We start from the raw sequence: 12,438 nt of genomic DNA, 5'->3' as shown, positions 1-12,438 counted from the left end.
TTGTCTTTTAATCGTAATTGTCATCGAATACTTCAAAACGAGGGAAACAGTTATCGAAATAGTTGCCTGATATGCCCGGATAATACAGCAGGCTGTCATCCCCGCTGTCCGGGCAGGAGTCATCGTCGATATAGGTCACGTTCCCGAACAGTTCCAGGTAATGCGCTACCAGCAGGTGCGGGTCTTCCGTACTGATATCGTGTCCGTAACGGTCGCACCAGTCGAAGAAAAAATCCTTGTCGGGTTCCTCCAGCTGCTCCATTGCCTCCCTTATATCAAAGAAGTTGGGACAAAGCCATTCCCTGTTGATAAGCGGGTCCGGGATTTCCTCCCATTTCGTATACCTGTACTCCGGTGTTTCCTCTTCGGGAAACAATTCGGAGCAGGTGCATAGGAATTCTCCCATGTCGCCGAAATCGGACATACGCAGCAGGCTGTCCCTTTCCTGCCGGATGTCGATGAGATGCTGCGTGGTCACTGCCACTTCTGCCTGATTCAAGTCCATAATCTTTTTCATTACAGTTATTGATGCGGAACCGGGGATTTTATTCCACAGGCTCCAAAAGGTCCGGGCCCCGGCTGTGCAGGGTTTTTCGGGGAAATACCGGAGCCTCCGGCGAGGATGATTTTCCCGAAAACCGCTTGCGGCTTGACCTTGCCCAGCCGGTAAAGGCGCGGAGTTACCTTTGCCTGTGGAATGGAATCTGCGGTTATTCATGTTTTTTCATTTTTAGCCGGTTATGCGCTGGCTTCCCCAGCTGATATGTATCCTGCCCTCCCTGTCACGTTCCCTGACCAGCAGGCTCTCGATGACGGACATAGTGACGTCAAACTCCTCGAAGATGTCTGACTGTTCTTTCACCTCACCACTTTTGATGAACTCGTTCAGCCGCTCCTTGGTAAGTACCAGTGCCATCAGGTTCTGCTCCACGGAATCCTTGTAGGTGACATAATGTACGTCCTTCAGTTCTTTGGAATCAAGACGTATGAAGCGGAAGTAGAACTGCTCCATCTTCGGGATATTCCATTGGAGCGATTCCAGAATCACATCGTTACAGGTCGGGATGTTCACCGAACTGCTCAGACTCTGCTGTGTGCAGACCAGTATGCCGTTGACGGTGGAATCGAACTCAGTCACGATGCTCTGCCGTTTCTTGAAGGTCACGTCGCCTTTGACCACAAACACCGGACGGTTCGGAAAGCATTCGCGGAGATGATTCTCGTAAAGGTCGAACGCCGCTATGGAGGTGCAGCCGACAGCCACCTTGCCGGGAATCTTCCGTATCAGTTTCTCGATATATCTTGTCTTGTTCGGAATCCCGTCGCCGAAATAGCCATCTATCAGGTGCGGGACGGAGCACGCCTTGATGAGCAGCTTGATCTGTCGCATGAGCCTAAGCCCGGCATCCTTCTTCGCGTCTCCCGTACTGTTGTAATACAGCTCGCAAATGCGGCAGAATTCCTCGATAATGACGCGGTAAACCTCGTGCTCGCCTTCAGCCGGGCTGACCGTATGGGTACGTATCTTGTACTTCTCGCCTGCGAAGTCCCTGAACTTGCGGGTGATGATGGTCTTTCCGATAAGCTCCGCCAGTTCCTCCTTGTTGTACACGTCCTGGTTCTGCTTCTCTATGCCGAATACGGTGGATTTTCCGGGGCAATGACAGGAACGGAAAAGCACATGGCCTCTGAAAGCCGGGAACGGCTCTCCGTAATGCCGGTTGCTTTCTTCCTCTATCTCCTTGTCTCTGTTCTCGTGGTATATCCGGTCGCACCAGCAGACCATGTTGACGGAATTGTTGTACAGCAGTTCAAATTGGCTGTACAGTTCCGCGATGTTGTTCCGCGTGGTGGTTCCCGTGTCGAGTATCTTGTATTTGAGACGGCGGAAAATGCTCAAGACAAGCCTTGTCCGTTGTGAAGACGGGTTGGTTATCTCATCGGATTCATCGAAAACCAGGCAGAGTTTCCCGGATGTGCGTCTGACAAATTTTGACAGTCCACGCTTCAGTTTGGAGAGTATGGAGGTGGAGAGGATGAGTAATACACCTTCAGGTACTGTTTCCAAATCGGCATTACTTCTGACTATACGGAATTTCTCCCGATTGATTGTCAGAAACGGTATCCAAGTCATATTGGTGGCAATGGCCGGAGCCAGAATGACGGCATTGCGTACCTTATGGAATTTAAGCAGGTATTTTGCCCGATGATACACGGCTGCCGTCTTGCCGGAACCTTGCTGCCAGTTCAGCAAAGCATAACGCTTCTGCAAGACCAGGTTCAGGTCGTGTTTTTGAAGTGATGTAAACTCACATATCTCACCGTCCTTGTTTCTGAAAGTGGTGCGATCGAGGTATTCTTGCAGAAATGGGTCTGGTTGCATTTCTGTAAACTGCCGGTTCTGGTTTTCGTATTGCCTGCGTTTCTTGCGTATCAGTTTTTCCGCTGCACGTATCTGGCGCATGTTCTTTTCAGTCGGCAGTTCCGGTAAGGGAAGTTCGCTCCGTCCCAGCACAAGGTCATTGATACTTGCCGCCTTGTGTGAAACCTTATCCAGCAGACGGGGTGCATACTGTTTCAGCTTGAAGCCGTAGGAGGTCTTCACCAGGGCCACTTCCTTGCGTGGTACGGTATTCTGCGAGGTGATATACCTGCGGATGATACCGAGGACTTTGGTCGTGGTCAGCTTGTTCTTCTCCCATTGGTTTACCTGTTCCCGGGTGGCATTTTCCGGCGGTTTCTGGTTACGGAACTTCGTGACCAGTGCTTCCGCTTTGTCTATGTGTTTGTTCAGCTTGGTGTGGGCTTTCAACTCGTACATGTACTTGGCGAGTTTGTACTCGAATACCTCCAGTTCCTCCTTGTCAATCCGGTTGGTCTCGCGCATCAGGTCGAAGCGTATTTTGTGCTTCATCAGCCTTGCCTCGCGGATGCGCTCTTTCAATTCAGACATGGAGATGAACTCTTCCGCGTTGTAGGCCTGCATCTCGATATGCAGCGACTTGCGCAGGAACACCATTACTTTCGTGTTGAAGTTGTGGACTCCCGTGGAAGCGAAGGCATTGGGATTTAACTTCACTTGCCCGATGAACGAGAACCGGCTGTTGATGCCCGTTATGCGTGTCTTCTCCCAGAACTCGCTCTGCATGAACGAGCTGGGAACAATGACCATCAGGATGCCTGCCGGGTTGAGCACATCGTAGGCTTTTTCCATATAGTATTCCTGTGACAGCCTGTAATCAAATTTCAGGTTGAAAGGCGGATTGCCGATAATGATGTCAAAGCGTTGTTCCGGGTAATATTGCCGGATGTCGCATTTCTCGATATGGGCGTCCGGGTAGAGATACCTTGCAACGGCCACCGCCTTTCCGTCTATGTCGAAACCGTAGGTGTTATGATGGTTCGGAAGGTGGTTGAAGAAGTTTCCCATGCCGCAGCACATGTCGAGTATCATCTCGGAAGAGGCCGGAGACAGCATATCCACTATGTCTCTGCATACTTCATGCGGGGTGAAGAACTGTCCCATCTCATACTCTTTCTTGGCCTCCGCGTACTCGTTGTAATTGGCAAAGTCGGACTGTTTCAGGTTGTGCAGCCCGCCGATGCCGGTATAGCAGTTGTAGATGCTCTCCGCCGGAATCAGATCCTTGCCGGAGTCTATGGCGAAAAGAATCTTCTCGTTGACCTCGGCCCGCCTGTCCTGTGGTATCTGTTGGGGTATGATGGCGTACATATCTTTAATAGTTTACGGTTGGAAATGAAGACACCCCGCAAGAGTTGCCTTACGGGGTGCTGTGGGATTCTTCTCATGGTCAGTTCTCCGGTAATGTGATTTCATCCAATCGGAGACGCTTGAAGCAGCTCTCGGCTGCCGCGCTGTCCTTGAATTTGACGTCGATACGTCCGTTCTTGTAGAATCGGATTTGCTCGGCGTTGGTGGTCGTGAGGTCGTACCAGTCATTGACAGACACGTCGTTGTCATCGAAACGGATAATCATTTTCGAGTTGCCGCACAGTACATCATCCGCACCGTAAGCGATACCCGCGCATAGGGTTTCCAGCTCTCCACTGTAATTGTAACTGATTTTGCACCGTTGGTGGTATTGTATGTAATAATCATCGAAGCGAATGATTTCGGGAAAGACAATCTTGTCCTTCTTCAGCTCCGTTTTGACCTTGCTCCAGCAGGAAGGCTTGACTACCTTTGCGACTCTGGCAAGCAGTTCTTCCACTGCCGTTTCCCGGAAACTCTTGCCACCTAAATGCTCGATAACCGCATCCACGTATGTCCCATAGACCGGACGGAAGCCCATGCGGAGTGTCTTTTCGTTTATCCTTTGTTCCGGCACCGACACGTTGTACGTCCTGTTGAAGTAGGCGATGATACGGTTGGCGAAGTTAGAGTTGGCGTTGTGGTTCTTGTCTACCAAATCGTTCAGCACATCGAACGGCTTGAACTCGTTGTGCGAATAATCGTCCTTACCGTTTCTGAGCGAGTAAAGGTCACGCATGGATATTTTCCCATTGTCGTCGTATGAGAAGTCCCGTTCTGTTCGGTATTGTTCCGCCTCTTCCTTGAAGATGGTATACCAGCGGTCTATCCGGTCAAGCGTCTTGTAGAGCATGTCCTGCTGGTTCTGACAAAACAGGCGGTCTTGCTCGGTAATCTTGTCCTCGTTTCTTACTTGTACGCTCAATATTCCTGAAAGCAGGTCGGGAGCGTTGCCGGGTTTGAATGATGTTGTCGTTTGCATATCTGTTTGATTTTAAGTGTTAGAAATCCTGTGATTGGATACGGTGGAAATAGGTGATGTGCTTCTCCATGTCCTTGACAATCTTCACCTGCTCGGGATGGAAATTAAGCCTTCGCTCCACTGCCGGGACATCAATCTTTTCCCATTCCGACAGAGGCAGGAAGACATATTCCCTGCGGAAGCACCATACCACGATCTGGTTTTTCCAATTCCCCTTGAATACCGTTCCCTCATAGTCTTGCAGGAATTGCCGGAAGTCCTCTTCATTGTGAAAAGCGATATCAAGACTTTGGTAGAGGTTTCTCGCTTCCAGGTCTTTGTGAAGATAAAAACGGCGGTATGTCTCTGTCGTGAAATCACCATAGAGCGGTTCCGGCTCACGGTAAATCCATTGTGGGACTTTTGCCGTGAATGTAACTGATCCGTGAGCGCACGATCCGCAATGTCCCCAGTCTTTGAATGCTCCTTCCGTCCAACCGTTGAATTTCAGATCATCCGTTTTTACATGGTGGAAAGCTCCACCGCTGACGCTCAGGCGGATATTATCCGCAGATTGCCATACGAATGGGACATACGGCTGTTCGCAGATGGAAAGCAGGCCTTTCTTTTCATCCATACTGTCTATGAGTGCATTGCCGTAATAGTCCCCATGACGGCTGAGATAAATCAGCCTGTCACCGGTTTGCGGTGTGATTTCCGAGCGCGTCTGCTCTATAAGTTCGACATAACGGTTGGCCATATCCACATCCTCCTGCGTCAGCCAATGTTCATGGTCGTACAAAACATTCAGTGTCTTGAGCGTTTCAATACCGTACTTGTTCTTTGTTGCCTGTAACATGACATTGTTTTTTTGTTAGTCCGGCTTTTCGGGGCCGGAGTTCCCGTAACTACAGGCTTTAAAAGGTCGTGTTCCGTACATGCAAGGTTGGCGGGAAAAATACCGAAGCCCTCCGGGGCGAGGATGATTTTTCCACGCCACCCGGAGGGCTTGACCTTGCTTGTACGATAAGAACACGAGTTACCTTTGCCTGTGAGTTACGTGAACTCGGCTACGGTACAGATGTCATTCTTGATTTGGATTATTTTTGAAATCACCGTGAAGATTATACCCGGAAAATTCCGGTATTCAGAGGAAAAACATTATCTTTGCAGAAAGATAAAGAGTTATTTGACAGCATGAGGAATATAGTGATTCTAAACAGTTTGCATTTTTCTTATCCGTTGCCCATTCTCATGCGAGTTTCATATAATACACTGATAGTCAAACAAAATACTTCTGACTATTACAAATATACTAATTTGTAAGCAAATCACAACTGTACGCGGGAGGAGGATTGGGAGTTGCTGTTGTTTCCAATAGGTCAAAGATACTAATTTGTAAGCAAATCACAACAGATACTCGGACATCCACGACAGACACTTGTTGTTTCCAATAGGTCAAAGATACTAATTTGTAAGCAAATCACAACTGTACGCGGGAGGAGGATTGGGAGTTGCTGTTGTTTCCAATAGGTCAAAGATACTAATTTATATGTAAATTACAATACACAACAATATGGCTACAATCTAAGATCAAGATAAATCTCAATGCTAAAACTCGCAATAATGAGAGATAGACCGTGCTCCTAACGAAATAAATCTTTCCCCATTCATTAGTAATATTAAAAAATACGTATTATTTTTGCGGCGTTATGGTTCTCGTGTAAGATATTCTACAATCTTACGTGGGATTAATAGGGAATCAGGTGCAAATCCTGAACAGATCCACTGCTGTAAGTTTCGTAACAACTTCTCCGGCACTCACGATCCACTGTCCATTTTAAGGATGGGAAGGACGCCGGGAAGGGAACAAGTCAGAAGACCTGCCATACACAACATTGTTTAACGTTCAAGGGGAAGGAAGAACGTGAACGCCGATAGCTTAACAATTGTCGACCGTGTACGTCAAGCCTTTTTCTGACTAAAAGGGAATTTATGTTCATGAAAAAGTGGTTTCATTTTCTGACAATCGTATGGATTAGCATGACGTTAGCGTCGTGCGACAAACCGGGGATGCCTTATCCCGACGGGGTGCTGGGCGACGGGGATATTGAGGCTCTCGTGCTGAACGAGGGGTTGATTAACACGAACGCCGGGGCGATATCGGTGATATACAAAGACAGTACCGTGGTAGTGGATGCCTTTCAAGACGTGAACCATCGCCCAATGGGTGACGTGGCACAATCCATCACGCTGATTAACGGAAAGTATTTCGTGGCGATGAATAACTCGAAGAAAATCGAGGTGGTCAATCCCGTGACGTTCAAATCCGAGGGAACGATACTCTACACGCAGGCGGGTTACCCGCGACAGATAGTGCCTATCTCGGAAACAGAAGCCGTCGTGTCCGACTTGAACCGACAACTGGTGCGTATTCGCACGGTAGCCCCTTACGGGAAGCCGCTGGAATATATTTCAATCCCGAGATGGGTGGAATATCTGGTCGTGGCGGAAAATAAAGTGTTCGGCATGACGCAGGGAGGTTTGTACGTGTTCGATGCCAACAACATCAATAAAGAGTACGCCCGGGTAATCAAGGATATATACAACGAGGAGTACACGAAGACGTGCCGGATGCTGATAGACAAAGACGGCATAATCTGGGGATTGATGTACCAGAAAAGGAGCGGTGTCGTGACAGGCATCACGCTGAAAGGCGTAGACCCGAAACGGGAAAAAGTAGTTAAATCGTACACCCTCCCCATCGGCGACTCGAGCTCACAGACACCGGGCGAGATTATCGGCTATATCAATTACAACCGCACGGATATCGACCCGACGGGAACATGGATATACTTCAACGTGAAAACCCGTGCGACAGAAGAAAACGCCAAGGGCGAAAAAGAACAGCAGAGCGTGTACCGGATGAACGTGACGACAGGTGAATTTGAACATTATTACGACCTGCCGGGCGTGGGTATGATGTACGGGTTCGCGGTTAGCCCCGAAGGCGACGTTTACCTGTGCGATTGTTTGGATTACACGGCACAAAGAGGTTATATCCGTCATTATCTGAAAGACGGGAGAAGGGTAAGCCACAAAGTGGGTGTTTATCCCGGGCAAGTGTATTTCCCCGGAAGTCAACGTTAAAATGCAGAATATGTTCAAAAAAATAACGATAGGATTATGTGCCTGTTTCACGCTGGGCAGCGGGATGCAGGCAGAGGCACAGCGGCGGGATTCGGTGGCGATGCACGGGACTCTCGACACGGTGCAGGTGGTGAGCCGGCGTATCCAACACGCCAACGAGGCAAATGCCGGGGCGAAGGTTAGCCGCATAGACCCGGAAATCATGCAAGCGAATAAAACCCGTTCGTTGGCGGAATTACTGACGGACTACACGGCTATTTATATCAAGAGCCTCGGGATGGGAGCCTTGTCGACCGCCTCCTTCCGTGGAGCCAGTCCCTCGCAAACACGGGTGAACTGGAACGGCATCAATATCACGCCGCCGATGTCGGGAACGTTCGATTTCTCGCAAATCCCGGTTTTCTTCACGGACAATATCAACTTGTATTACGGGAGCAGCCACGTGAAGAACGGGACGGGAGCCATCGGGGGAAGTATCAACCTATTCACCGACCCGGATTGGCGAAAGGGAGTAAGCGGGAAAGTGCTGGGCGAGTACGGTTCCTACGGCACGTACACCACGGGGGCACAAGTAAACACGGGCGGAGAGAAATCAAGTTTCAAAACCCGCCTGTATTACCAGCACTCGGATAACAACTATACTTATTTGAACAAGATTCTGACCAACGTCCCCTTCCGCGAGAAACGACAGGATGCCGATTACACGCAATGGGCGGCAATGCAAGAAGGTTATTTCCGGTTGTCGCGCTACACCCGGTTGACGGCAGTAGCATGGTATCAAGAGGGCGAACGGATGTTGCCCCCCGCGCTTGGGGTGGTGAACCAATCACACGAGAAACAGCGGGAAACGAATTTCCGGGCATACACGGGACTGGATTTCACCCGGGGTATACACGCCCTGCACGTGAAAGCGGCATGGCTGTACTACCGGCAGAAGTACGACAAATGGTACGCCGGGGGGATGTTCGACCCCGAGGGTACTAAAAATCAATCGCAGACGTGGCAAGGCATTGCAGACTACACGTGTACCCCGCGGGAAAATCTCGTGCTGGGGACAAGCCTGACTTACTCGCACGATTTGATACGGGTGAGCAGTTACATTGATATTGACTCGTCGAAATACACGCTGGGCGACGTGGATTATGATATCCCGGTGGTGGAACCGCCATTCCACCATCACCGTAACGTGCTGTCGTGGCAGGCATCGGCGTTGTGGACCCCGGTGGAATGGATGATGCTGAACGGGCAGTATATGTTCGAGCAAAACGATAGCCGGGGAGTATCCACGTGGTCGGCGGGCGTGGTATTCAACCTGTGGGAAAAAGAGTTGCAGGTAAAGGGAAATATGGCTTACAACTATCGGTTCCCAAGCATGAACGACCTCTATTGGCGACCGGGAGGCAACCCGGAGGTGAAGCCGGAAGACGGGTACTCGTATGACGCTTCCGTGGCTTACCGGAAACACTTGTACCGGGGGTTATCGCTGGACGCAGAGGTATCGGGCTACTTGATGTATATCGACAACTGGATACTATGGTTGCCCAAGGACGGGAATCAATGGGTGTGGACGCCGCAGAATCACCGCAACGTGCGCTCGGAAGGCGTGGAACTGTACGGGAAACTGACATACGAGATGGGGGATTTAAAGGTGAACGCATCCGGTAATTACAGTTGGTCGCAATCCCGTACCCGCAAGAAACAGCACGAGGACGACGGCTCTTACATGAAGCAGATTCCTTACGTGCCACGCTTCAAATGGAACGTGCGGGTTGCCGCCGATTACCGGGGAGCCTTTTTCTCGTGGCAAGTGACTTACATCGGGCGACGCTTTATCACGACTGACCAAGCATACGCTACTGACCCCTATTCGGTACACAATATATTGGCAGGCTACCGTCACGAGTTCCGTAACGGGATGAGCCTCACCCCGCAGATACGGGTGGACAATCTACTGGACACTTATTACGAATCCACGCAGTACTACCCGATGCCGTTGCGAAACTGCCTCGTGTCACTGATGTGGGAATTTTAGAGGAAGAATAAACAAGTTATATAATATTACATGATGAAAATTAGAATTATGAAGAAGTTTTATTTAGCACTTTTGTTTTTGGGAATATTTGTAGGATTCTTGAGTTCTTGTAGTGATGATGACGATAACTGGACACCCGTACCACCGACCGTAACCATCGAAAGCGAGAATGGTAGTTTTTCGACGCTCCCGATGGAATCTATCGTACTGAAAGCCAAAGTTGACAACCCAACGGAAACAAGTTTGGAGTGGTTTGTAAACGGGGAAAAAGTGGCAACAGATTCTATTTATACCTTCACGGCAGAAAGCATTGGAAATTATAACGTTTCTGTTATAGCATACACTACAAATAGCCGCAATCACGCTTCCACGTCAATCGAAGTTCACGGGAAATACAAGTATGGTACTTTTATCGTAAACGAATCACCCATGGGCAGTCCCGGGAGTTTAATTTTCATTAATCCTAAAGGAGAGGTGACAGATAACGCCTATTACCTTGAAAACGGAGGTGACTTGGGAAAGCAAAGCCAAGATCTATTCATCAAAAACAATAAAATGTATATTCTTTCACAAAACGGGGGTGATGACGGAGGCTTTTTAACCATCCTCAATGCAGAAACATTGAAAAGGGAGCGAAAATTTCAGGAAGAACTTAACGGACAGGTGAGTATGCCTAGCCACGTGGCAGTACTAGGAGATGATGACATTTACCTACGTGACAATAATGGAATAAAAAGATTTCAACCATCAAGCGGAACCGTCATTCTTATTGAAGGCACAAAGGGTGCTCGGAAAAATACAATGGCTGTTGCTGACGGGAAAGTTTTTGCCACAGTAAAAAACACGGTTGTCGTAATTGAAGCAGGTAAAGATGCAATTAGCAATACGATTGAATTTGACGGGAATGTTTCCGGTGTAATTAAAGCATCCGACGGGAATCTTTGGGTTTCCGATGCATCCGGGAAAATCACTAAAGTTGACCCGAAAACATACGCTAAACTAGGAAGCAGCACTGTATCAGAGGAAGCAAAAAGCCTTCTGAACCCATCATACGCAGCAGCCCCCAGCATTACAGCCAAAGGGGACACGCTATACATGAGTGCCCTTAAATCAACAATTTACCGTCATATTTTCAGCACGGGAGAAACGAAATTAATGGTGGATGCCAAAACGATGGTCGACAACGTCGGTATCATTTACAACACGTGCGCTGTTCACCCGATTACCGGAGAAGTTTATCTAAATTCCATAAAAGGATACGGCCAAGACTACAAGATTAATAACATCAGTGTATTCAACTTTAGCGGGGATGAACCAGAATTAAGTGCAAATTACGAAAATCACACGGCATTCCCCGCCGGCACATTCTTCACTTATAATTTTGAATAAACGGTTCATGAAAAAGAATTTACTTTATATATTAGCTATTCTGGCTATCACGGGAATGTGGAGTTCCTGTAGCGATAATGATGGCGGAGAAGATGAACCGGAGATGCCTCTTACCGCACCGGAGGTGTCTGTACAGAACTTGAGCTTGAAAAATGCTATTCTTCCCGCAAAAGCAGTAAGATTAAGAGCGAATATCATCAATACCACGCATGCTGACCTGCAATGGTTCGTGGAGGGGAAGGCAACATCAACAGACACGATATACGAATTCTCGTCCGCCACAGAGGGAGAGTATAAAATCAAGGTGACGGCATCCAACATCTTGGGCGAGGCATCGGACAGCACGTATATCACGGTACAGGACGGTTTCAAAATCTCGGATGTCAAAAACTGGACGGGCGAGGGCGAGTGCCGCTCGGTGCTGGCGATACAATGGGTAAAACCGGAGGTGGAGGATTTATTGCACCCGACAGACGAGGATGTCTTTTTCCGGGCGTGGGGATACAAGTGGAATAAACCGCAAAAAAGGGAAGATACCCCCACAGGAGAGGAGATGATTATTGCCATTGCCAAGGAAGATCCCCGTTTGTTTGTCATCGTTCAGGTCGACGGACACGGGACTGCCATCAAAGGATTCGGCTATGACGGCAACGGTGACGGAAAAATCTCAATTGAAAGCGATGATTTCGTGCACAACAAAATAGAATACAAGGGGATTTCTTTGACAGAAGCGGATTTCACGAATGGCATATACGTGCAAAAACAAGAGGATAACATTGATGACGTCAGGGTTACCAGCGAGGGCGACTGGTGGATGGGCGGCTGGTACGTGGCTTATGCATCCTACTGGTTGGGATACGGGGAAGCCGTACTGGAAGCGGAAGAGTACGAGTATTCCAATTTCTACGCCAGTAACCGGGAACTGGAAGACGAGTGCTGGGATGCATGGACATTCTCCCCGATTAATGACGCAGAACAAAATATCCTACCCATACCCCGCTTGTTGAAAGCAGCAGCCATCAAATAGCAATAGCATATTCCAAAATACTTAACTAAAAAATAATTTTATACTTGAGCTCCCGGATGATCCGGGAGCTTTTTTACTTCCACATCATCAACATATTTCAAGAACAG

8 protein-coding genes and 1 riboswitch are annotated in these 12,438 nt (G+C 48.7%); of the genes, 4 read left to right on the top strand and 4 right to left on the bottom strand.

What is annotated here, in order from left to right:
* Window positions 1-7: 7 nt before the first annotated feature.
* The 4 genes from ACK8P8_RS13590 to ACK8P8_RS13575 all read right to left on the bottom strand — a co-directional run bounded on the left by ACK8P8_RS13590 (window position 8) and on the right by ACK8P8_RS13575 (window position 5,592).
* Window positions 8-505: a hypothetical protein gene (locus tag ACK8P8_RS13590; protein ID WP_032559782.1), complete on the bottom strand. Its 498-nt coding sequence runs from the start codon at window positions 503-505 to the stop codon at window positions 8-10.
* A 225-nt stretch (window positions 506-730) separates the two neighbouring features.
* Window positions 731-3,733 carry an N-6 DNA methylase gene (locus ACK8P8_RS13585; RefSeq protein WP_117897739.1) on the bottom strand — a complete coding sequence of 1,001 codons (3,003 nt, stop codon included), beginning with the start codon at window positions 3,731-3,733 and terminating at the stop codon, window positions 731-733.
* Window positions 3,734-3,812: 79 nt separating this feature from the next.
* Window positions 3,813-4,754 (bottom strand): hypothetical protein, encoded by a 942-nt coding sequence (locus tag ACK8P8_RS13580; RefSeq protein ID WP_008766243.1) that lies wholly within the window; start codon window positions 4,752-4,754, stop codon window positions 3,813-3,815.
* Between the two features lie 19 nt (window positions 4,755-4,773).
* Window positions 4,774-5,592, bottom strand: a complete 819-nt coding sequence (locus tag ACK8P8_RS13575; RefSeq protein ID WP_008766242.1) for a DUF4121 family protein — start codon at window positions 5,590-5,592, stop codon at window positions 4,774-4,776.
* A gap of 850 nt (window positions 5,593-6,442) precedes the next feature.
* A riboswitch (cobalamin riboswitch) is annotated at window positions 6,443-6,638 on the top strand.
* Window positions 6,639-6,734: 96 nt separating this feature from the next.
* Between ACK8P8_RS13575 and ACK8P8_RS13570 the strand changes: the two genes are divergently transcribed.
* Genes ACK8P8_RS13570 through ACK8P8_RS13555 form a run of 4 tightly spaced genes read left to right on the top strand, consistent with a single transcriptional unit; the run spans window position 6,735 to window position 12,331 of the window.
* Window positions 6,735-7,883, top strand: a complete 1,149-nt coding sequence (locus ACK8P8_RS13570) for a DUF5074 domain-containing protein (protein ID WP_369859743.1) — start codon at window positions 6,735-6,737, stop codon at window positions 7,881-7,883.
* A 10-nt stretch (window positions 7,884-7,893) separates the two neighbouring features.
* Window positions 7,894-9,915, top strand: a complete 2,022-nt coding sequence (locus ACK8P8_RS13565) for a TonB-dependent receptor plug domain-containing protein (RefSeq protein ID WP_369859742.1) — start codon at window positions 7,894-7,896, stop codon at window positions 9,913-9,915.
* Window positions 9,916-9,963: 48 nt separating this feature from the next.
* Entirely contained in the window at window positions 9,964-11,304 is a 1,341-nt protein-coding gene (locus ACK8P8_RS13560) for a DUF5074 domain-containing protein (protein ID WP_186974587.1), read from the top strand.
* Window positions 11,305-11,311: 7 nt separating this feature from the next.
* Complete coding sequence (locus ACK8P8_RS13555; protein ID WP_186974588.1) at window positions 11,312-12,331, top strand: PKD domain containing protein; 1,020 nt, start codon at window positions 11,312-11,314, stop codon at window positions 12,329-12,331.
* Window positions 12,332-12,438 lie beyond the last annotated feature (107 nt).

This window comes from Butyricimonas muris (genome assembly GCF_046365375.1).
GTDB classification, from domain to species: domain Bacteria; phylum Bacteroidota; class Bacteroidia; order Bacteroidales; family Marinifilaceae; genus Butyricimonas; species Butyricimonas muris.
Note: the sequence above shows the minus strand (reverse complement) of the source record. Positions and strands in the feature narration are given on the sequence as shown.